A 22,093-nucleotide genomic window follows, 5' to 3' on the forward strand; every position below is an offset into this window, starting at 1 on the left:
CAGCGTTGGTCCCGATATTGTCTACCAATACACAGGGAGACGACGAACCACCTCGAGCCGAACAAACGTGAATTGATCGCGGAAAATGCCGTGGAAACCACTCACTGAGACAGTTTCGCGTCCCTGATCCAGGAACAAATTGAACGCTTATCCGTATCCGTCGTCCCAAGTAGGACATTTTATTACCTATCCGGCCATTTTCTCGCGACGATTACGCTGCTCCGAGCTGAAACCACACGAAAGGCGCATCGTTTGCCGGAACCGTCGCCCGACACGCCGTCGGCGCCACCTCGATGCAAGCGGACGCAAATCCGTACATACGAGATCTCGAACCACCGATGAACACGCCACTCGTCGTCGACGCGCTCGGTCTCCCGCTCGATCAGCCGGTGCTGGTCTTTACGATCGCGATGGCGATCTTTCTCATCGGCCCGTTGCTGGTCAAACGGCTCGGTCAACCGGGAATCGTCGGCATCGTCATCTTCGGGGCGGCCATCGGGCCGGGCGCGCTCGAACTCGTCGAGCACTCGGACGCGATCGTGTTGCTCGGTGAGGTCGGATTGATCTACCTGCTGTTCACCGTCGGTCTGGAAGTCGATATCCAGGGGTTCAAGGAGGCCCCCGAGAACGCGGCCCTATTCGGACTGGCCAGTTTCTTCATCCCGTTTATCGTCGGGACCATCGCGACGTACACTCTCCTCTTTCCGGACAACCTGTGGGCCGCACTGTTGCTCTCGTCGGTGTTCGCCTCTCACACCCTGCTCGCCTATCCGATCGTCAACCGCCTCGGCGTGACGAAGAACCGGGCCGTCACGGCCGTCTTCGGCGGCATTCTCTTCACCGACACGCTCGCGCTGGTCGTGCTCGCGATCGTCTCCGGGGCCGTCGAGGGCGAACTCACCGTCTGGCTGTTCGCCCAGGTCTTCCTCGCGCTGGTCGTGCTCTTCGGCGCGGCCTGGTTCGTCATCCCGCCGCTCTCGCGGTGGTTCTTCCAGAGCTTCAGCGAGGAGAGCTACTTCGAGTTCCTGTTCGTCATGGTCGCGATCTTCGCCGCGGCCAGTCTCGCCGAGATCCTCGAACTCGCCCCCATCCTCGGCGCGTTCGTCGCCGGGATCGCACTCAATCAGCTCATTCCGGAGGGCGGCACGCTGATGAACCGCGTCGAGTTCGTCGGCAACGCCTTTTTCATCCCCTTCTTCCTGTTGCACGTCGGCATGCTCGTCGATCCGAGCGTCATTCTCGACGGGCCGGAGACGCTACAGATCACCGCGCTCATCGTCGTCGTCATGGTGGTCACGAAGGGGGGTGCAGCCTGGCTCGTCGCCACGGTTCAGGGGTATACGGCCAACGAACGGGACGTCATCTTCGGGCTCTCAGTCGGACAGGCCGCCGCCGCGCTGGCGATCACGCTCATCGGGTTCGAAGCCGGGCTGTTCGGCTCCGAAGTGCTCAACGCCGTCGTTCTGATGTTGCTCATCACGGCCCTGATCAGTCCGTGGCTGACCGAACGGGCCGCGACGAGCCTCGCCCTCGAGCGCGAGGTCGGCGAGGGCGACGACAGCGCGAAGGATCCCAACATCCTGCTCCCGCTGTCCCGCAACGCCGAACTCCAGCAACGACTGCTCGAGCTCGCGTTCGTGATCAAAGGCGAGCGCGGCTCCAGCCCGGTGCACGTGATGACGGTGGTCCAGCCCAGCGACGATCAGACGACCGAAACCGAAGTTGCAAGGGTCAACGACGAACTCGAGGAGCTCGCCGCCGCGGGAAGTGCGGCCGAGGTTCCCATCGAAACCGAGACGCGCGTCAACCACAACGTCGCCTCCGGAATCGTGCAGGGGTCGGTCGAGATCGAAGCGAACCAGATCATCATGGGGTGGGACGCCGCCTCGACGTTCCGGCACCGGATCTTCGGGAGCATCATCGATCAGGTGCTCAAACGGACCACCCTGCCTGTCCTGATCTCCCGGCTGGGCCACCCGATCAACACGACCAAACGGATCTTCGTCGTCGTCCCGATCGGCGCCGACCACCACGAGGGGTTCTACGAGGCCGTCCACATCGTCAAGCGGATCGCCGCGAGCCTGGGCGCGGAGCTTCACGTGATCGTCGTGGAGGGCTCCGCCCACCAGTTCGAGCAGCTGTTCGAACTCGTCGAAGAGGACGCCACGGCCGAGTTCACCGAACTCGGCGACTGGGGGCAACTCCTCCCGACGCTCGAGAGCGAATCCGAGGACGACGACCTCATCGTCACCATCTCGCCGCGTCGCGGCGACGTCGGCTGGCACAACGAACTCGAGGACCTCCCGGCCCGACTGGCCGAGATGCCCCCGGAGTCGTTCATCACGATCCACCCGCGCCAGGGCGAACCGGAGTACGATCGACAGTACCTACGGCTGAAGTGACGGCCAGTCCGAGCAACGAAGCAATCGGATTGGCTTCGAATCTGATCGGTTTTCGTCGATACGCGAATCGATTCCGGGCTCGAACACACCACGGTTCCGGTCCAGACCGCACGCGGGAACGGCCTCGGGGGTGGGTCCGGAAACGACGTCGGCTCGGACCGAGACGGATATATCAAATTCAAACACAATGTGTCGGAAAACGGCCAGCGAACCGGCACACCTTTGACAGTCACTGAGAGAGCTAGGGTATGGGTTTTGGTAGCTACGACGAATCCGAACAACAGCAGCAGACGGCCGACGACGATGACGACGTGGAGGCCGTCAACGTCCACGAGAACGATCACGACGGGAAAATGTCGTTCGAGTCCGACGCCTCGACCGACGAGCTCGTCTCCCAGCTCGACGCGATGAAAGACGACCCGGACGAGGAAGACGAGTAACCGGCCGGCAGCGGACGGATGCGTAGCCGTCCGCGAAACGGCTCGACCGGCCCGTACCGATGCATCTCGATCTTTTTACGCACGAACCAAACCGACGCAGAGTCGAACCGATAGTCACCGAACGCAGAGTCGGACTGACAATGGACGGGGAACGGTCGAACTACCGCCGGACTGCGACGCTCAGCACAGTTTCGACGCGCAGAGTTCGCCGATCGCTCGACGAAGCCGCTGGGAGACGGCCGACTTCGAAACGCCGAGCCGATCGGCCAGTTCGTCCTGAGAAATCCCGCGAGGAACGTCGAAGTACCCCTCCTCGTAGGCGACCGCGAGCAGTTCCTGCTGTTTCTCCGTCAGCGCGACGACGCCGTCGTCCTCGTCGTCCGACACGCGCAGGTGATCGACCGTGACCGAGATATCGCGCCCGCGGCAGTAGTCGTTGAACGCGATGAGGTCGTCCCGACTGGGGAACTGAAGCTGGACGAGCCAGCCGTCGCGCGAACTCGAAAGTTCGAGCAGTCGACCGTCGGATTCCGCCGTCTGGGCGATGAAGGGGATCGCCCGGCTGGTGAGTTCGACGCGGTAGACGCGTCGGTCGGGGTAGCGGTCGGCGAGAATCGGCTCGCTGATCGTCGGATCCGTCTCGAGGGCGCTCTCGAAGCCATCGAACGACTCGCCGAAGACGCTACAGAAGACGAGGGTTCGACCGGTTCCGACGGTCGTCCAGTACTCCGGTTCGACGGTGACATCGGGCGCGCGACGAAGCGTCGGACGCAAGAACAGCGACGAGTGATCGAGACGGAGCTGGGTGACGATTCCGCCGTCGGCCTGGGACCGGACGCCGGTCCGCTCGTGTTCGAACTCCGTACTCTCGATGCTCACAGGTGAATCCCCCATCCGGGTAGATGGCGGCTGTAATTCCTCGTTACCACGAACTCGCTCATTGAATGCCAAATTCGACCGCGAGTACATGGTGGTAGACGCTATATAGGAAATCGACACGCCACCGATACGCTATATCTATTCACGCGTCGTTCATCCAGAGTGTTTGTCGTCAATAGAAACAACGCCTTACACCCGTATTCGCCGACGGTCCGGCGCGGTAATCAGACACTACTCGCCGCGAGCGGGCAAAATCGCGTTCGTGCCGTCGGCTCGAGCGAGCGAGATTACGCCTCGTCGTCACCGTCGCGCTCGTCGAACAGCAGCGCGAACAGCTTGTCCTGGGCGAGTCGGAGATGGCGGCTGAACGTCGGCTGTGAGACGCCCAGCGATTCGGCTACCACCTCGCCAGTGCTCTCTCGAGGCCACTCGAAGAAGCCGCTGTAGTAGGCCGTCTCGAGGGTCCGAAGCTGGCGCTCCGAGAGCCGGTTACGGAGTTCGGCGTCGAACGGGCGAGCGGATCGGGTGGATCGATCGCGCTCGCGTCGGGCGACCAGTTCCGCCCCGGCGTACCGACGCTCGACCATGCTGACGAACGAGCGAACGTCGACGGTGCTGGGAAGTTCGACCACGAGCCGGGTCCGATCGTCGACCGGAAGGACCGATCGCAACGTCCCGCCGTGGTTCGCGAACGGCTCCGCGACGGACGGCGCCGTGAGGACGAACTCGAGGAGCGACTCCTCAGATCGGTCGCCGACGAGCCGGCCGGATTCGACCCCGGCAACGGCGTCGACGGCCGCCCGAATCGCCGCGTCGTCGACTGCCGGGACGGTACAGTACACCGTCGAGCCGCCGGACGACCGAGGAATCACCGCCTGCACGTCGAGCCGCCGGTCGAGTCGATGGGCGATCGCGGACAGGGGCTCGTCGTCCTCCCGGAGGAGGAGTTCGAGTTCGGTCAGTCGCTCAGCCAGCAGCGCCCGCTTCCGTTCGACGGCCGCGATCGCGTGGCTGGCAACGGACGCGAGATGGATACAGAGCTCCCGTGCGACGTCGTCGAACGCGGACGGCCGGTCGGCGAACACGGTGAGTATGCCGTAACAGAACTCGTCGGTCACGAGCGGGACAGCTAGTACGGATTGAAAGCCGCGTTCGATCGCTCGTCGACGCCACTCCGCACCGTTGCGTGCGGGGTCCCCGTCGCCGATATCGGCGATGGCCGCCGGCTCGAGCGTCGCGGCCGCCACCGCCGTCGGGTGGTCCGGGTCCGCGGCCGCCATCGATACCGAGACCGACTCGAGGAACGCGCCGTTCTCGCCCGCCCACGTGTCCGGCGTGATCCGTTCGGAGCCGGTATCGACGTGGCCGATCCAGGCCAGTTCGATCGATCCCGGCGTCTCCGCGAACGGCAACGAGACCAGCGCGTCACAGAGCGACTGCTCGATCTCGCCGCGGGCCTCGCTGGCGAGTACCGTCCGCTCGATCTCTCGCAAGCGCTGGCAGCGAGCCACGACGCTCTCGAGTCGCTCGAGTTCCGAGCGGGACGACCGGATCGTCGAGCCGCGTTCGAGCGACTCGAGCGTGATCGCCGCGGCCCGTGTGACGACCGCGAGCGGCGTTCGACCGTCCCCTTCGAAGGCCATCGGATCGGTGCTGGTCGCGAGGACGACGCCGCGACCGTCGATCGGAATCGCGAGAATTCGCTCGGCACGGATCCCCGTCCGTGTAGAGAGCGACTCGAGTTCAGATCGGTCGAGAACGGTCGTCACGCGCTCCCCGTTCGCGTCCGCGTCGGCGTCCGTCCCGTCTGCCGGATCGATCCGGTCGATTAGGTCGCGATCGATCGGCGGGAGTTCGACCGACGAACTCGCGGCCGTCGTCGCGACTGCTGCCGGCCTGAACAGATCGTCCTCGAGGCGGTACCAGCCCACGAGGTCGGCGCCGGTGTACGTGAGGACGGCGTCGACGGCTGCCTGCCGAACAGCGGAACGGCTCTCGGCGTCGGCCATCGTCGCGATCGATCGGTCGATCGCCGACAGCGCACCGGCGGCGGATCGGTCCCTGTCTCGGACGACACAGAGCGTTCGATCGTCGTCCGGTAGCGGGGTGACGAAGACATCGACAGCTCGCGGCTCGTCAGCGGCCGTGATCGTCCCAGTGACGGGCACCATCCACCGAATGACGGACGAACGGGCGCGCTCTCGAATCGTCGCCGCGAGGTCGTCGTCGAAAACGTCGTCAAGTTCCCGGCCGACGAGCGTCGCCGCACCGGTGGCCTCGAGCAGCGCCGCGTTGGCGAACCGGATCGTCGATTCCTCGAGGACGGCGACCCCGTCGTCGAGTCCGTCGACGACCGACTCGAGCAGGTCGAATCGGTCTCGGTCGACAGCTGCGGTGTCGCCCTCGGCCGCCTCGCGTGCGTGAACCGTGACACCGTCGTCGCCGGGGTAGACTGAGACCACGAGCCGCGTCTCGAGCGACGGGTACGGAGTCTCGAACTCGACGGCCGACTCCGAGGCGGCGGCCTCGAGGAAGCGCTCGTAGAACACCCCTCGAACGCGCTCGTCGAGGAGATCCCAGACGACGGTCCCGGGCGACGAAGAACCGTCCGCGTCGAGCAGTCGTTCGGCGGCCGCGTTCGCGTACCGAAGCTCCCACTGCGGCCCGAGCGCGAACAGCGGCTCCGCGAGGCGCTCGAGCGCCGGCCGAACACCGCTGTCGGCTCCGACGTCGGCGGCCGAGGTCTCCGAAAGCGTCAGCACGACGCCGCCGACCAGCGGATCCGCGAGGCGGTTGCTGCACGTCAGCTCGTAGGCGTGCCAGGTGCCGTCGGCGTGGCCGATACGGATAGCGACGCGGTCGGTCGTTCCGAACGGGGCCGCCGAGACCGCCTCGAACACCTCGGAGAGCGTCTCGCGGTCGTCCGGATGGACGAGTTGGGTGAGCGGCGTTCGCTCAAGTTCGGCCGGCGTGTACCCCAGCCGTGGCTCGACGGCCGCGCTGATGTACTCGATCGTCGCCGACTCGTCGACCACCCAGACGAGCGCGTCCGAGCGCTCGAGGATCGATCGATCGCGGCGGACAGAGGCGGTCTCGAGTCGGTAGCGCTCGGCCGCGTTCCTGACGCGGGCGGCGACGAGCGACTGGGGATCATCGGCGTCGAAGACGTCGATGGCGCCCGCCTCGAGTGCCCGCTCGACCGCGTCGGTATCGGTCTCTCCCGCCTCGATTACCGCGATGACCGGCAGCTCGCTGTCCCTTTCGCGGATTTCCTCGATCGCGACCCCGTTCGAACCACTCTCGAGCGGAGCGACGACGCAGTGAATATCGAGGTGTGCGAGTCGATCGAGCCCGCTCGAGACCGAGCGCTCCCTGACGAGCGAGATCGAGTCGAACTGCGAGGAGAGCGCGTCCATCGCCGCGTCGACCGGCTTCGAGTCGCCGACCACGAGCACCCGGAGGACGTCGCCGACGACGGCTGTAGTACCGTCGCTCACCGGAGATCCACCTCCGTGCAGGACGGCGTCGCGGATGCGAGCCGGGGGATGGACGACGAACGATGGCAGAGTCGACCGGTCGCCGGCCGACAGTGAGTCGTCGTGAACCGACGGAACACGATAGGACGGCTATCGGTCGCTCGGCGGTTAATTATCGATCGCGTATCGGACGCTAGTGGTCGATTAGGGCGACGCTTCGGGAGCGTACCCGTTCGTCTGTCGTCCGGCGGAGACGCCCCCTGAAGCGATCGGATCGAGCCTTACTCCGTCTGATCCCGGACCGTGACGACCGGAACCGGCGCGTTGCGGACGATCTCCTCGGCGACGCTGCCGACGACCAGGTGATCGAGACCGGTCCGGCCCTCGGTTCCCACGACGATCATATCGATCGCGTTCACCTCGGCGACGTCGACGATCTCCTCCTGGGGGACGCCGTGACGGACGGTCGTCGTCACCTCGAGGTCGCGCTGGGCCGCGGCCCGTTCGGCCTCCTCTACGGCCTCCGCGGCCTCGCCCTCGGGGTCCGAGCGCATTGCGTCCTGTTTTTCGCTACTGTGCGGGCCGTCCTCGGACACCGAGACGATGTGGAGCGTGGCCCCGAGACGGTCGGCCAGTTCGATCGCGTGCTCGGTTGCCTGTCGAGCGCCGTCGCTGCCGTCAGTCGCGAGCAGCAGATCCTGATACATGACCTGAACGTTCACCGGACGGACGGAAACATACCGCACTTGCCGTTGCCGGGAGGCTATCCAGTGCCCGTATCGGACATCGAGCGGGTCGAGGGGATCGACATAGACGGTGTCGCGATGGACGGTCGCTCGAGGCGGACGAGATCGAATTCATCCTATTTTCGATCATTCGGCCCTGTTCTCTTCGATTGCGATGCGATCGTCCGTGATATCGTCGAACGATTTGTCCGACGAAATGATCGGGTCTTCGTCCGCGTAAGCGGCGTGATACGCATCGAACGCGGTGAGTCCGTTCTGTTCCATGTAGTCCGCTGCCTGAAACAGCACGTCCTCGTCTTCGGGGACCACTGCGAGCTCGAGTGCGTAGGTGAGCGCCTCCATCCGATCGAACTCGAACCGGTTCGAAATTACAAGAAGTTCGAGCAGCGTCGCCCGCGAGGTGTAAATCTCTCCCTCGTTCTCGAGAGCGATCTCGGCTGCGCTACGCTGGAGCCAATCGTCGTCTTTGACCAGCGCGATAAAGAAGTCCGTATCGGCGTATATCATCACTATCTTACTCGGTTAAGCCGTCTATAGCGTCTTCTCGAGCGGCCTCGCGCGACTCTCGCTTAATTTCCTCGATCGATTTGTCGTCGAACGCATCGCCGACAGCATCCCGGAGCCCCTCGATCGGGTCATCCTCGAGCGGGATCAGCTCAATTCGGTCTTTAAGCTCGACGACGCGGTATCGATCACCGTGTTTTTCCCGAATTTTATGGGGGATCACGATTCGACCTCGGTCGTCGGCCTCTGCTGTTTTGCTCATTGTAGCCACTACTACTGCGGGAACAATCAAAAAGATTCCCACAAATATCGTTACGCTCCCCTGCCCCCGTCATCGGACGGTTTCGAAAGGTGCCGTGCGTCTTTCGTAACCGAGCGGGAAGCAGTTCAACGCAGTCAGCGACTGTCAACCGCTAAATCTGGGGCTGTTCCCGCCCTTTCGCCTGTAACGACCCCCGTATCGACGAACTGAGCCGATCGACGGCACCGCGGGACTCGGCGACCTCGACCAGCAGATCCGAGAGGTTCACCAGGTCCGCGACGTACGCCTCGCGTCGCCGCTGCCAGCGAGCCGCGGCGTCGTCGTCCGTGACGACCTCGAGCGAACGCTCGCGAACCGTCTCGAACTCGTCGAACTGCTCGGCGAGCCCCGCGCGCTCGAGTTCCTGGAACTCGCCGTACTCGTGGTCGTCGGTGCCGCGGTACCGGAAGGCTGGCGTCCCCAGCAGCGCCGCCTCGGTGGCCATCGTCCCCGTATCCGCGACGAGCAGCGACGCCTCGGCCATCGCGTCGTGAATCAGCGCCGGATGGAGATCGTACGACCGAGCGGGCAGGTCCGCGAGGTCCATGTCGTCTCCCTCGTCCGAGACGAAGACCGTCGCGTGTTCGCTCAGCCGCTCGATCAGGTCGCGGCGCTGCTCCGGTCTGAATCCCTCGAGGGTGGCGTCGTGGAGCGCGTCGAGTGCGTTGAACCGGACGAGCACGTACGGTTCGTCCGACTCGACGCCGAGATACTCGCGGACGCCCTCGTCGCGCTCGAAGACGTCGGGGTGGAGATAGGCGCACTCCTTGAACCCCTCGAAGGTGTAGTGGGCGTCGCCGAGGTCCCGACGAGTGACCGCCGGCGAGAGGATGCAGTCGGCGAAGGGGCGCGAGACGGCGTAGTTGAAGTCGCCCGGCTCGTCGTCGAGGACGAGGACGACCGGCGTGCGCGTGAGCGTGCCCGCGTAGGCCGCGTACGGCCCGCGGCCGAAGACGACGTCCGGATCGAACCGACGGGCCTCGCGACCGATCGTCACCACCTGTCCGCCGAGTTCGCGGGCGAACCGGAGCTTCGAGTAGCGATCGGTCCCGTGGCCGCCGTAGACCCGGTACGGCATGTCGAAGAACTCGAGTAGGTCCGTGGTACAGGCGTACTCCCGCGTGAGGACGCGGACGTCGTGTCCCGCGTCCTCGAGACGGTCGACGGTATGTCGATACAGGTGGACGTGTGCAGGCGTATTGGCGAAGACGAGGATCCGCATCAACAGACTGTATCCGTGTCTGAACCTTTGTAATCGTACAGCTACCCGATATGATCGCCTGAGGAGAAATCCAGCGCCGATAGACGGCGGTCGCGACGAGAGAGAAACGACCCGAAAACGGAAATCAGAAATTCGCTACCGCCGACGGACGACAGCAGGACGCGGTTCAGCCACCGAATACCGACGCCGAGACGGGCGATCTACGCGTCGGCGAGTTGATCCAGCGGCGCGACAGCAGCGATACAGCGGACAGCAAGCAGGTGCGTAACCAGCGTGCCGGCCGATCGAAGCGAACGAACGGATCAGTTCGGAGTGTCCGCCGACGTATAAGAGTACGTGAAGAAAAACTCGATCGTCGCCCTCTGACGGTCCCGTTCTCAGCAACTGAAACGAAGATAGTCGGTGATTGCGTCTCGCCGTTCACGGGCTGTTCGCTCTATAACAAAACGCCGCCGGCTGCTAGCTGACAGCAAGTCGGAATGCACGTCCTCACCCTCACGAACAGCGCGGACGCACCGTTCATGAACCAGCAGATGGCCGAACTCGAGCGTCGCGGCGTCTCCTTTACCACGGTGTCGGTCTCCGGCGACGTGGACGCGACGACCGCGCGCGGGCCGACGGACTACCTTCGGACCGTCCCGAAGGTCATCAGCGAGTCGAGCAACGGCTACGATCTGATCCACGCCCATTACGGGTTGATGGCCCCGATGGCGCTCGCCCAGTTCGGAACGCCGGTCGTCCTGTCGCTGTGGGGGTCGGACGTACACGGACCCGTCAAACCCGTCAGCAGCCTCTGTGCGCCGCTGTGTGAGGAAGTCGTCGTCATGTCCGAGGAGATGCGAGAGGAGCTCGGCCGCGATGCGCGAGTGATCCCCGACGGGGTCGACCTCGAGCAGTTCCAGCCGGGATCACAGGAACGCGCACGCGAGAGGGTCGGCTGGGACGACGCCGGCGACGCCTACCAGGTGCTGTTTCCCTACCCCCCCGAGCGCGAGGTGAAGAACTACCCGCGAGCGCGCCGGATCGTCACCGCGGCCGACAACCTACTCGACCGGCCGGTCGAACTCCGGACCGTCCACGGCGTCGACCACGACACCGTCCCGGACTACATGAACGCCGCGGACGCCCTCCTGTTGACCTCCCACAGCGAGGGGTCGCCGAACTCGGTCAAGGAAGCGATGGCCTGCAACCTGCCCGTCGTCGCCGTCGACGTCGGGGACGTCCGTGAACGGCTGGCCAGGGTGGAGCCCTCGTGGGTCGCCACCAGCGACGAGGAACTGATCACGGGACTGATGGACGTCCTCGAGCGCGGCGAGCGATCGAACGGACGGGAGGCTGCGAAGGAAGTGAGTATCGAGCGAACGACGGAGCGGATACTCGAGGTTTACGAACGGGTCGCCGGCGAAACGACGGAACAGGTGCGGGAGACGCCGCGGATCGACTGATCGCTCGAGGGTGCCGGACGCGGCGCAGATAGCAAAGAATTGTTTCCGTACCAACACTGTTTTCCACGGCGCGTAGGGGTCCCGACGGCCCGTCCGCGCATCGCGAGTCGTGCATCACGCACGAAGAGCCCGAACTGGTCACGCTCGTCGTCCTCGCGTGCTGGTGGAACGGCCTCGAGGGCGAGGATCCACCGATCTTGAACGCGGGGGAAGAGCCACCGTAGCTACGGATACGCCGAGGGTTCGAACATATATCCTACCCACTGGATATATATTTCAGTGGCACCTATTCGGGGGTATGTCCGGAGACATTACCCGGGATCGTCCCTCGATGACGCGCGGCGAGCGCGTTCGTACGGCGGCGCGTACGCTGCGAAGTCCTCGCTCCGCCTCGTGGATCGCTGACGAAACGGAGGTCTCGGTGAAAACCGCGCAGAAATATCTCGACCAACTCGTCGAAGACGACGTCCTTCGGAAAATCGAACAGGGTGACCAGACGGTGTACTGCGTCGACCAGTTGATGGCGACGTATCGGGAAATCGCGACGCTCCAGCGAGAATACGATCGTGAGGAACTCACCAGTGCGCTCGACTCGATGCGATCCCGTATCGTGGACTGGAAAGAGACGTACGACGTCGAGAGTCCCGGTGAACTCCGGGCGAGCATCGCCGACCTCGACGAAACCGACGAAGTCGAGCGACGCCGGGAGATCGCCAGCGAGTGGGAGCACCTCGCGGGTCGCCTCCCCGTCGTACGAGCAGCGCTCAACGAGTACGACTGGGCGGCCGAACGAGACGCAATCTCCGCGTGAGGTCGACGGATGGGGTTTCCAGGAGTCGTCGATACCGCGGTTTACGGCGGGCTGAAAGACGTCCTTCAACGACAGCCCGAAGTTACGGCTGTCGCCTACGAACCGGATAGCATCACCAAGAAGTTCCTTCGGGCAGAGATCGATCCCGCTCGCGTCGTACCGTCCACGGGTCCGACGTCACCGACGCTTGATGTCGAGTGGCGATACGAGCGAGGAGAACAGTACTATCGCATTCACTACGCCGATGCGAACACGGGATTCAATTGCGGGCGGCACCGCGACGAGGATCACCCCGAACTCGGAGCGGTTCACTTTCAGTACGAAAATCCGTCGACGGGGGAGAGTCACTACAAGAACGCTCAGTTCACGAAAACCGTTCCGACGGAGGTTCTCTGGACAGCGATTGAACAACTCTTCGAGGATCGAATCCCGGCGCTCACGGCCGAAGAAGACCGATAGGAGCGGTCGAATGTTCTAGAGATCCGACCGACGCGCTCTGCTGGCCGCAGATACCCGACAGCTACTGCACGTCCGCCCGGTACCACGCCATCGTCTCCGGGAGGTGGGCCTCGATCGGCTGGTACTCGTAGCCGAGTTCGCGCTCCGCCTTCCTCGAGGTGTAGAACATCCGTTTGGTCGCGAGTTTGGCCATCTGTCGGTCGAACGGAAACACGCGGACGTCGGCGACGGCGCTGGCGGCTTCGGCGACCGGACCGGCCGCGTGGATCGCCATCGCCGGAACCGGAATCCGGGCGGGCGAGCCGTCGGTAGCGTGGGCGATCCGCGAGACCGCCTGGTCGAACGTCAGATTCTCGCCGCCGAGGATGTAGTGTTCGCCGGTGGTTCCCCGTTCGTCGGCCAGCAGCAGGCCGTCGACGACGTCCGAGACGCCGACGATGCTCAGCCCGCCGGGCAGGTAGGCCGGCATCGTCGGCTCGAGTCCCATCGCCAGCAACTGGGCGGTGAACTCCTCGTCGCCGGGGCCGAAGATCGAGGTCGGGTGAACGGTGACGGCGTTGCCATCCGTCGCCGCGTACTCGTCGACCAGTCGCTCGGCCTCCGCCTTCGATTCCTGGTAGGCGCCGATCGGCTCGGCCACGTCCGTCTCGTCGGCGAACTCGTCGTCGCCCGACGGTCGGCGCGTCCCGGACGTGCTGGTGAAGACGAGTCGGCCGACGTCGCGCTCGCGGCAGGCCTCGAGGACGCGCTCTGTCCCGTCGGCGTTAACCCGGTGGACGGTCTCGGGGCCCGCGCTCCAGAGTCCGATGCCGGCGAGGTGGAAGACGGTGTCGGCGCCGTCGACCAACTCTTGCAGCGTCTCGTCGTCGAAGAGATCGCCGACGTACCAGTCGATCCCCTCGAGATCCGGGCGATCCGACGTGGGGCGGCTGAGACCGTGCACCTCCCAGCCCTCCTCGAGCAGGCGCTCACAGAGCGCCGAGCCGAGAAAGCCCGTCGCGCCGGTGACGGCTGCAGTTCGCTGGCCGGTCATCGTCCACTCTCGAGTTGCGGCGGGACGGCGTCACCGGCCACCCGCGCGTAGAGTCGGTACGCGAGCGTCACGGCGGGGTGCGTCTCGTCCCGCGGCGGGAGCCCCCCGTTCGGGAGCCGGCGTCTGAGCGCCGTGAGATCGACGTCGTCTCCCGATCCGCCGGCGTTTTCGACCGTAATCGACGGATCGTCCACGCCGAACGCCGCGCGGAGCACCGGATCCTCCTCGATCGAGCGCTCGAGCAGCGACGAGGCGATCGCGTCGACCTGCTGGGTCGGCCCGGCGAACAGGGCGTCCGCAGCAATCGGATCGCCGGCGTACGCGGTCGTCGCGTCCAGCACCGAAAGGGCGGGTTCGATCGTTCGCGTCGCCGCGACCGCGGTCGAGTCGGCGTCGGCCGCACTCGAGACGAGTCGGCCGAGTGCGCGCATCCCGCCGGCGACCGGGCCGGTTTCGGTCGGTCGCAGCGTCGGGACAACCAGGACGGTGCTCTCGAGGAGTCGCTCCGGAACCGATACCGACACCTGCTCGTCGTCGACGGTGACGACGCTGTTGCGCCGCGACTCGTCCGCGAGGTCGACGACCTCGGCGCCGAAGCGCTCGACGATGTCTGGGTAGCTCAGATAGTCGGCGGTCCGGTCGAACGCGATTCGGTCGTCGCTCGCCCCGGCGACGGCGACGTCGGCCTCGGTCCAGCCCGCGATGTGGTCGGCGATCGAGCCGACGACGGCGGGGTCGGTGACCATCCCCGTGGAGGGGTGGAACGGATAGTGAGCGTCGGGGACGACCGTGATTCGATCCGCCGCGGTGAGCGAACTGACGTAAGGCTCGAGGACGGACCGAGTGGCCGACTCGAACGAGGCGAGTCGCGCGTCGGTGTCGGCGATCCACCCGCCGCGTCGGTCGGTCGCGTCGACGCCGGCGACGTGAACGCTCACGTCATCACCTCCGGCGGCTCGAGCTCCGCACCGTCGCCCTCGGCCGCGAGTTCGTACGCGGTTTCAGCTAACTCGAGCGTTCGCAGGCCGAGTTCGCCGCCGACCGGCGGCGCCTCGTCCTCGCGAATCGCGTCACAGAAGTCTTCCAACGCGTCGTAGTGAGCCTGCAGGTAGAACGTCGGCCCGAAGACGTCCGGCTCGCCGCCGGTGAATCGGCTCGCGACGTTCGACAGCGCGGATTTGGCCGCGCCCGCGTAGAAGTTCCCGGGCATGTGCTCTTTGTTACTGATCGTCCCCGTGACGCCCTCGAGTCGCAGTCGGGTGTTGACCTCGGGCAGCTGTTCCCACTGGTAGGTCCCACAGTGGAGGTTGATCGTCGTCTCGGTCTCCGGCGCGCGGAGCAACACCGTCGCGGCGTCCTCAGCCGGAATGTTGAGCGTTTTGCCCATCGTCGCGTCCTGTACCTCGAGGTCGCCGAACAACCACTCGAGGAGGTCGAAACAGTGGACGCCGAGTTCGATGAGCGAGCCGCCGCCGGCGGCGTCGGGATCCATCGGCCAGGCCGGCGGGGCCTCGGCGGCGGGCGGCTTTCCGAGCGGGTGATCGTTGAGCCGCGTGATCGAGGCGTAGGGGACGTGCCCGACGCTGCCGTCGTCGTATGCCGCCTTGACGCCCTCCATGTCCGGCTGGTATCGGAGCGTGTGGTCGACGCCGAGCGCGATGTTCGCCTCGCGAGCGGTCTCGAGCATCGCTTCGGCCTCCGCGGCCGTTCGGGCGAGCGGTTTCTCGACGAAGACGTCGACGCCCGCGTCGGCGGCGCACTCGACCGCGTCGGCGTGGAGGAACGGCGGCAACGCGACCACCGCCGCGTCGAGGGCCTCCTGCTCGAGCAACGTCGTGTAATCGTCGTACGTTCGGGTCGCGCCGGCGCTAGCAGCCTTGTCGCGGTTCGCCGGCATCGCGTCGGCGGCCGCGACGACGTCGACGCCGGGCATCGCGAGCGCGGACTTCAGATGTACCATGCCGATGTTTCCGACACCGAGGACGCCGAGTTGCAGCGCGCTCGAGTCGGACCACCGGTCGAGAAAGGGTGGAGCCATTCGGTCGAAAACGGACCAGCAGCGGGCTTTGTTATCGTCGCCATACCGACGAGAAGCAGACGGTAGCACCTGCATTCGTTCCGCCGGTGGACGCTCGAGGTGCCGGGACTGCAGGCGGTTCAGCTGAGAACAACCGTCACTGGCGGGACCGATAGCCGTCAGTTACCGCTCGCCGGCACCTGTCCGTCGATCCGTTCCGTGACGTCGGCTCCCTCAAACCCCTGAAACCGTCGAGCGACGTCCGCCATCGTTTCGACCGTGAGATCCGTCTCGGCGCGTCGCCGCTCGAGGTACGCGAGGATCGCTCGCATGCGACGGTCGTCCCGTTCGCTCGTCAGATTGTTCGGGTGCAGCCACATGTGGAAGACGCCGTCGGCCTCGACCGCCTCGTCGATGCCGCGACGAGCGAGTTCGAGCATGGGATCGGTCCAGACCGACTCGGCGACGGTCCGCGCCGGTCCCTCGAACCCGAAGAGGAACATCGAGGCCGGGACGTTGACAAGCCCGTACTCGTCGATCTCGGGCTCGACGATCATCGACTGATCCCGGAGCGTCGTGTCGACGACGCCGCGGACACCGTCTCTGGTCGGAGATTTGCCGCGGTAGGCCGAGAGTCCGTGATCCGCGAGGACGTCCCGGTGGCCCACGTCGTTGCGCGGGTAGACGAACGAGTCGATCGACTGGTCCCAGATGTCGGCGATCTCGGTCGCCCGCTCGAGTTCGGCGTCGGCCAGTTCGTGATCCGTCTCCGCGCCGCCGAAGAGGACGTGGGAGAACGAGTGGCTCGCGAACTCGTGGTCGGCGTCGGCCCGAAGAATATCGGTGACGAGATCCGGAGCGAACCGAAGGTCCTCGCGGTCGCGCCACGAGCCGCGTTCGCGATCGAACCAGCCCGGCGGGGCCGGATGGTCGGCGTGGCGGCCGTCACAGTCCTCGAGCATCAGATGGCCGACGACGGCCCACGTTGCGGGGACGTCGAACTCGTCTAGGAGTTCGAGCATGACGTTCCAGCCGCGGCGGCCCGATTCGACGCGGTCGTCCGGCGGGTCCTCGAGATCGTGAAAGCCCCAGCCGAGTTCGGCGTCGAGGGAGATAACGACGCTACCCACGACAGTCACCACCAGGATACGGCCGGTGAATCCGTCTCATACGTCACAGCTACCCGACGAATAGTTTTGTTATGGATGGCCTGTTCCGGACGAGGGGGTACTCGCTGACGTATAGTGGCCGGATATAGGCGTGGTAGATCGGGACACGATAGGACGCGACATTCGACAACAAATCGAGCAAATTCGCCGGCCATCGTCCGGACGGTGGATGAAATCTCCCCATAACAAAGCCGACAACCAGTAACTTCCAGCACAGCAGACGTCCCCAACGTCTCAGATATCCAATCATGAGCAGGTCTTCCCAGACAGCCGAGCGCGCATTCGTGCTCGGATTCGACGGCGTACCGTGGAGACTCATCGAACAATGGAGCGACGAGGGCGAGCTCCCGAACTTCGCCCGAATGCGCGAAGAGGGCGCCTCCGGCACCCTCGAGAGCACCCAGCCGGCGACGACGCCGCTCGCGTGGCCGACCATCGCGACGGGCGTCTGGCCCGACAAACACGGTCTCTACGGCTTCCAGAATCTCTCGTCGAACTACACGCACGAGATGTACACCAGTTACGATATGAAACAACCGACGCTCTGGGAGCAGCTCTCGCCAGCCCACGTCGGCAACGTCCCGATGACGTATCCGGCCCGAGAGATCGACGGGACGATGGTCACCGGCATGATGACCCCGTCGACCGAGAAGGAGTACACGCACCCGCCCGAGCTGAAAGACGAGATCGAGTCCCGAATCCCCGACTACGAGATCAGCCTGGACTACCCCGACTACGCGGACCGACTCGACGAGTTCGAGGTCGCGGTCGACGACATGCTCGAGAACCGGCGCGAACTGATGCAGCTCCAGATGGAGAAAGCCGGCGACGACTGGGGGCTGTTCTTTTTCGTCTTCACCGCGCCCGACCGATTCCAGCACCTCATCTGGGATATGGACCGGCTGCTGGACCACTACAAGAAGCTCGACGACATCCTCGGCGAGGTGATGGACTACACGGACGAACACGACGCCGACCTCTACACCGTCTCCGACCACGGCTTCGGGCCGATCGAGGAACTGGTCTACGTCAACCACATCCTCGAACAGGACGGTTACCTCTTCCGAGAGGAAGACGAGGGGACCCGCGGCGCGCTCTCGAGTCTCGGCATCTCCCGGGACCGGATCACGGACGCGCTCGATCGAGTCGGCATCTCCGAGGAGAAGATCGTCTCGACGCTGCCCCGGTCGATCGTCGACACCGTTGCCGAGCAGATCCCGGGCGATCACGCCCTCTACGACGTCGACTACGAGAAGACCGTCGCGTTCGTCCACGGCGCCGGCTGCCTGTACGTCAACGACACCGAACGCTTCGACAGCGGGGTCGTCGATCCGAGCCAGGTGCCGGCGGTCAAAGACGAACTCACCGACCTCTTCGAGTCGGTGACCAACGACGACGGCGAACCGATGCTCAACGTGTTCGACGGCGACGAACTGTTCCCGACCGACGACGACTCGCCCGATCTGATCGTCAACGGACGGGGTGTCTACGAGGCGCGAAACGCGCTTACCGACGAGCCGACCGGCGACACCGGCAACTACGACGCGAGCCACCGCAAGGAGGGAATCGTGCTCTGTCGCGGCCCCTCGATCGACGCCGGGGCGGAGCTGCGCGGGGCGCGCGTCGTCGACATCGCGCCGACGCTGCTCCACGGCATCGGCAAACCGGTCCCGAAGAACGCCGACGGTCGCGTCCTCTTCGACGCGTTCGACGAGGAGACGACCCCCGCATCGACGAAGGTCGAACGGACGGGCGTCTCACAGGGCGGCACCGACGAGGAGGTCGACGACGACTTCGGAGAGGTCGAGGATCGCCTGAAGGGCCTCGGCTACATGGAGTGATCGGGGGACGCACGATCGGTCTCGACTAGTCACTCAAGTTTCGTTTTCGGCTAGCGCGATACTCGAGTGAGAGCGTATCAGACACTCGTCCGCAGTGGATGCTGTACTGAACGTCTCTCGGCCGACGCACCGTGTTCGGCTCTGGATCCGTTTGATTCTCGGAGGAAACGAACGCGACCGACGCGAACCGAACGACCGACCATCCGCAGGCTGGCAGCACGAGACTTCGCTATGGGAGAATCCACATCACCGGCGACGCAGCCGTCGTATACGATCCGCTCGTTCGAACCTAGCGACCGCGACGCGCTGTTGTCGCTGTACGAGACCGTCTTCGAGAAAGAGCGCGGCGCGGACTGGTTCCGCTGGAAGTACGCAGAGAACCCGTACGTCGATCACGTGCCGATCGTCGTCGCCGACGCCGACGGCGAACTCGTCGGCTGTCGGGCCTTCTTCGCCCTCGAGCTACGCGTCGGCGACGACCGGCCGATCGCGTACCAACCCTGCGATACGATGGTCCACCCCGAACACCGGGACCGGGGCCTGTTCAGCCGCATGAACGAGTACGCGCTCGAGCGATACGCCGACGGCCCACCGACTCTGTGCTTCAACTTTCCGAACGAGAGCGCCAAGCCGGGGAACCTCAAACACGGTTGGAAAGAGATCGGAACGGTCCCGACGTACTACCGGCCACAGGATCCGGTCGAGAGCATAAAAAAGGTCGCAGACGACGCTGACAGAGACGACAGAGCGGCGAGCGATGAAACCACGACGAGCAGCGATGCAGCGGTGAACGGCGATACAGCAACGGGCGGCGAAACAGCAACGAGCAGTGATACAACGGTAAGCAGCGATGGGGCGGACGGGTGGGTGTACCGTGACCTTCCGTCCGAGGACGACGATTCCGATCGACCTCGCGACGACGGTTCGGACGACGAAGACGGCGTGACGGCAGTCCTCTCGGACGTCGTCACGAACTCACAGCTCGCGGGCGACACGCTGGTAACACAGCGCTCGTCGGAAATTGCCGTAATTCAGTTCGAGACGCCGCCTGCGGAGGTTCTCGAGTCGGTATACCGGCGGTCGATTCCCGACGAGATTCACACGAATCGCACCGCCGAGTTCTACCGGTGGCGCCTCGAGAACCCCGCGCGGAGCTACACGACTTACGTCGCGACGCGCGACGGCGAAACGCCGATCGCTGCGCTGGTCTGTTCGCGCGTCGACGACCACCTCCGGATCGTCGAGACCCTTCCACGGGAGATTACGGCAGCGCAGGACGCGATCAATCACGTACTAGCGGCAGCGCTGGCTGATTGTCCGAATCGAAGCTACGTCACCGCGTTCGGGGAGACGCTGCCGACGCCGATCCGGTACCGATTCTATCCCGACACGCGGTTTCCGCTCTCGACGCTGGACCGGCCGACCGCGCTGACATTACTCGCTCGCGATCTCGAGCGGGAAACCGCATTCGAGGAGACGACGCCGGACGAGTGGACGCTCTCGGGTCTCGATGTAGACACGACATAACATTTCTATTCCGTACGAGAACTGGACGTATGGACACTGCCCCCTGGGACGGGTCGCAGTCAGTCGTCGTTCCGGGAGTCACCGCGCCGAGTACCGTCGCCTGCGTCCGGTCGCTCGGTCGCCGCGGCATCCGAACGATCGTCGTCTCGAGCGACGACACGACGCCGGCGTTCGCGTCGAAGTACTGCGACGAGGCGATCCGCGCGCCATCGCCACACGAGGATCTCGTGGCGTACAAGGACGTGCTGTGCTCGCTCGCGAGGCGGCCCGACGTCGAGACGATCGTTCCCGTCCGAGAGCCGGATATCTACGTGCTGTCGAAGTACAGAGACGAGTTCGCGGAGTTCGTGAGTACCCCCTGGCCGACGTTCGAGACCCTGTCGCGTACCCAGGATCGGGTTCAGCTGTTCGAGGCCGCCGCCGCGGCAGGGGTCGCCGCGCCGGAGACGACCCTCTTTACGGCGACTCCCGACAGGGAACGCGAGTGGATCGTCAAGCCGCGGTATACGATTCTAGGCGACGAGTACCTCGAGGAGTACGCGCCCGAACGGTGTGTTGCACCACCGTCGACCCAGTATCTCGAGTCGACCCGCGCCAAGAGTACTGAGGACGTCCGGACCGAGATGGAACACGTCCCGCTGGTTCAGGAGTACGTCTCGACGACCGAGGAGTACGGCTTCTTCGCCCTCTACGACGAGGGCGAGCCGGTCGCGACGTTTCAACACCGACAGCGACGGGGCTACAGCTACGCCGGCGGCCCCAGCGCGTTTCGGGAATCGGTCGACATTCCGGCGCTGGAGGAGGCCGGACTGGCGCTGCTCGACGAACTCGAGTGGCACGGGCTCGCGATGGTCGAGTTCCTGCGCGACGACGAGACCGGCGAGTTCAAACTGATGGAAGTCAACCCCCGGTTCTGGTCGTCGCTGCCGTTTTCGGTACAGGCCGGCGCGGACTTTCCGTACTACTACTGGCTGCTAGCGAACGGGATGCGAGACCGGATCGATCACAGCTATCAGCCGGGTATCGGCGGCCACCTCCTCCGCGGCGAACTGTTATATCTCCACTCCGTCCTCACCGACGAGATCGATCTGGTCGAGAAGCCGGGGCTGGCTGAGGCCGTCCTCGATATCGGTCGCTCGCTCCTCGAGCAGCCGCGGTTCGACTACCTCTCTCGCGACGATCCACAGCCGTTCGTTCGGGATTTCCTGAACACGCTCTCGGCGATCCGGCAGTAGCGTGATCAGGTCCGATGTCCGAGAGTGACGAGGATTGGCCGCACCAGTCGGGCAGTCGTGGACCGTCCCACGGATCCACCGCCGGCCGCGGCTGTCCAGTTCTCGTCAGCAACGAGACGGCGGTTCACCGCAGTGTCAGTATCCAACTGAGTGTATTTCCAAAACAGCTACCATTAATTCGACAGGAAAGCTTATACCGGGATACTCGGGTTACCACAGTATGGCACGTGACACACCGGTACAGAACAAAGCTGCCACGACCGACGCTGAACCACTCCCGAACCTCGTAACGATCGTTGGACGCGGCGTTCCCTCGAGTTTCGAGATCACCGTCGACGGTGAGATCGAGATGGATACGGACGATCCCGTCGAGGAAGCGACCGTCGTTTCGGGCAGCGTCGCCGAAGGGTCGATCGACGTTGGCGTCCAGCGATTCCGATTCGACGGCCAGGTAACGAACGTCCACCTCGTCGACTGGAACGGCGTCCCCGCGCCGGAGTCCGCGAGCGTTCCCAACGTTCACGTCGACTACGGCGTTCCCGAACGGTAGACGCGCTGTCCAGGTAGGGGGCTGTTTTTTAACGAA

19 protein-coding genes are annotated in these 22,093 nt (G+C 64.8%); 9 read left to right on the top strand and 10 right to left on the bottom strand.

Annotated features, from left to right (window positions below):
- The first annotated feature begins 338 nt into the window (after window positions 1-338).
- Both ACSFDB_RS20060 and ACSFDB_RS20065 read left to right on the top strand, forming a co-directional pair.
- A complete protein-coding gene (locus ACSFDB_RS20060) occupies window positions 339-2,402 on the top strand; it encodes a cation:proton antiporter domain-containing protein (RefSeq protein ID WP_440772668.1) in 2,064 nt (687 codons plus the stop codon).
- A 248-nt stretch (window positions 2,403-2,650) separates the two neighbouring features.
- Window positions 2,651-2,842, top strand: coding sequence for a DUF5786 family protein (locus tag ACSFDB_RS20065; protein ID WP_006090883.1), 192 nt, complete (start codon window positions 2,651-2,653; stop codon window positions 2,840-2,842).
- 180 nt (window positions 2,843-3,022) lie between these two features.
- Here ACSFDB_RS20065 and ACSFDB_RS20070 read toward each other — a convergent pair whose 3' ends face one another.
- The 6 genes from ACSFDB_RS20070 to ACSFDB_RS20095 form a co-directional block, all read right to left on the bottom strand.
- A complete protein-coding gene (locus tag ACSFDB_RS20070) occupies window positions 3,023-3,736 on the bottom strand; it encodes a helix-turn-helix domain-containing protein (RefSeq protein ID WP_440772669.1) in 714 nt (237 codons plus the stop codon).
- A gap of 272 nt (window positions 3,737-4,008) precedes the next feature.
- Window positions 4,009-7,218, bottom strand: a complete 3,210-nt coding sequence (locus ACSFDB_RS20075) for a bacterio-opsin activator domain-containing protein (RefSeq protein ID WP_440772670.1) — start codon at window positions 7,216-7,218, stop codon at window positions 4,009-4,011.
- Between the two features lie 260 nt (window positions 7,219-7,478).
- Complete coding sequence (locus ACSFDB_RS20080) at window positions 7,479-7,904, bottom strand: universal stress protein (RefSeq protein WP_440772671.1); 426 nt, start codon at window positions 7,902-7,904, stop codon at window positions 7,479-7,481.
- A 165-nt stretch (window positions 7,905-8,069) separates the two neighbouring features.
- A complete protein-coding gene (locus tag ACSFDB_RS20085; RefSeq protein WP_440772672.1) occupies window positions 8,070-8,450 on the bottom strand; it encodes a type II toxin-antitoxin system VapC family toxin in 381 nt (126 codons plus the stop codon).
- Between the two features lie 7 nt (window positions 8,451-8,457).
- Window positions 8,458-8,709 carry an AbrB/MazE/SpoVT family DNA-binding domain-containing protein gene (locus ACSFDB_RS20090; protein ID WP_440772726.1) on the bottom strand — a complete coding sequence of 84 codons (252 nt, stop codon included), beginning with the start codon at window positions 8,707-8,709 and terminating at the stop codon, window positions 8,458-8,460.
- A 151-nt stretch (window positions 8,710-8,860) separates the two neighbouring features.
- The gene (locus ACSFDB_RS20095; RefSeq protein ID WP_440772673.1) at window positions 8,861-9,970 is read right to left on the bottom strand and encodes a DUF354 domain-containing protein; all 1,110 of its coding nucleotides are present in this window, start codon (window positions 9,968-9,970) and stop codon (window positions 8,861-8,863) included.
- A 479-nt stretch (window positions 9,971-10,449) separates the two neighbouring features.
- Here ACSFDB_RS20095 and ACSFDB_RS20100 point away from each other — a divergent pair, with 479 nt between their 5' ends.
- The 3 genes from ACSFDB_RS20100 to ACSFDB_RS20110 all read left to right on the top strand — a co-directional run bounded on the left by ACSFDB_RS20100 (window position 10,450) and on the right by ACSFDB_RS20110 (window position 12,685).
- The gene (locus ACSFDB_RS20100) at window positions 10,450-11,415 is read left to right on the top strand and encodes a glycosyltransferase (protein WP_440772674.1); all 966 of its coding nucleotides are present in this window, start codon (window positions 10,450-10,452) and stop codon (window positions 11,413-11,415) included.
- Window positions 11,416-11,746: 331 nt separating this feature from the next.
- The gene (locus tag ACSFDB_RS20105; protein ID WP_440772727.1) at window positions 11,747-12,226 is read left to right on the top strand and encodes a DUF7342 family protein; all 480 of its coding nucleotides are present in this window, start codon (window positions 11,747-11,749) and stop codon (window positions 12,224-12,226) included.
- 9 nt (window positions 12,227-12,235) lie between these two features.
- Entirely contained in the window at window positions 12,236-12,685 is a 450-nt protein-coding gene (locus tag ACSFDB_RS20110) for a hypothetical protein (protein WP_440772675.1), read from the top strand.
- 61 nt (window positions 12,686-12,746) lie between these two features.
- Here the strand turns inward: ACSFDB_RS20110 and ACSFDB_RS20115 are convergent, their stop codons facing one another.
- From ACSFDB_RS20115 to ACSFDB_RS20130, 4 genes are all read right to left on the bottom strand, one after another.
- Window positions 12,747-13,718: an NAD-dependent epimerase/dehydratase family protein gene (locus tag ACSFDB_RS20115; RefSeq protein ID WP_440772676.1), complete on the bottom strand. Its 972-nt coding sequence runs from the start codon at window positions 13,716-13,718 to the stop codon at window positions 12,747-12,749.
- A complete protein-coding gene (locus tag ACSFDB_RS20120; protein WP_440772677.1) occupies window positions 13,715-14,656 on the bottom strand; it encodes a DUF362 domain-containing protein in 942 nt (313 codons plus the stop codon). The genes ACSFDB_RS20115 and ACSFDB_RS20120 overlap by 4 nt, the downstream gene beginning before the upstream one ends.
- Entirely contained in the window at window positions 14,653-15,756 is a 1,104-nt protein-coding gene (locus tag ACSFDB_RS20125) for a Gfo/Idh/MocA family protein (protein WP_440772678.1), read from the bottom strand. The genes ACSFDB_RS20120 and ACSFDB_RS20125 overlap by 4 nt, the downstream gene beginning before the upstream one ends.
- 158 nt (window positions 15,757-15,914) lie before the next feature.
- A complete protein-coding gene (locus ACSFDB_RS20130) occupies window positions 15,915-16,865 on the bottom strand; it encodes a polysaccharide deacetylase family protein (RefSeq protein WP_440772679.1) in 951 nt (316 codons plus the stop codon).
- A gap of 287 nt (window positions 16,866-17,152) precedes the next feature.
- Between ACSFDB_RS20130 and ACSFDB_RS20135 the strand changes: the two genes are divergently transcribed.
- The 4 genes from ACSFDB_RS20135 to ACSFDB_RS20150 all read left to right on the top strand — a co-directional run bounded on the left by ACSFDB_RS20135 (window position 17,153) and on the right by ACSFDB_RS20150 (window position 22,057).
- Entirely contained in the window at window positions 17,153-18,745 is a 1,593-nt protein-coding gene (locus ACSFDB_RS20135; RefSeq protein WP_440772680.1) for an alkaline phosphatase family protein, read from the top strand.
- 231 nt (window positions 18,746-18,976) lie between these two features.
- Complete coding sequence (locus ACSFDB_RS20140) at window positions 18,977-20,272, top strand: GNAT family N-acetyltransferase (protein WP_440772681.1); 1,296 nt, start codon at window positions 18,977-18,979, stop codon at window positions 20,270-20,272.
- A 29-nt stretch (window positions 20,273-20,301) separates the two neighbouring features.
- On the top strand, window positions 20,302-21,507 hold the full coding sequence (locus ACSFDB_RS20145; protein ID WP_440772682.1) for a carboxylate--amine ligase: 1,206 nt from the start codon (window positions 20,302-20,304) through the stop codon (window positions 21,505-21,507).
- Between the two features lie 220 nt (window positions 21,508-21,727).
- Entirely contained in the window at window positions 21,728-22,057 is a 330-nt protein-coding gene (locus ACSFDB_RS20150) for a hypothetical protein (RefSeq protein WP_440772683.1), read from the top strand.
- The last annotated feature ends 36 nt before the right edge of the window (window positions 22,058-22,093 follow it).

The organism is Natronorubrum amylolyticum, from assembly GCF_052040145.1.
In the GTDB taxonomy this organism is placed as follows: Archaea; Halobacteriota; Halobacteria; order Halobacteriales; family Natrialbaceae; genus Natronorubrum.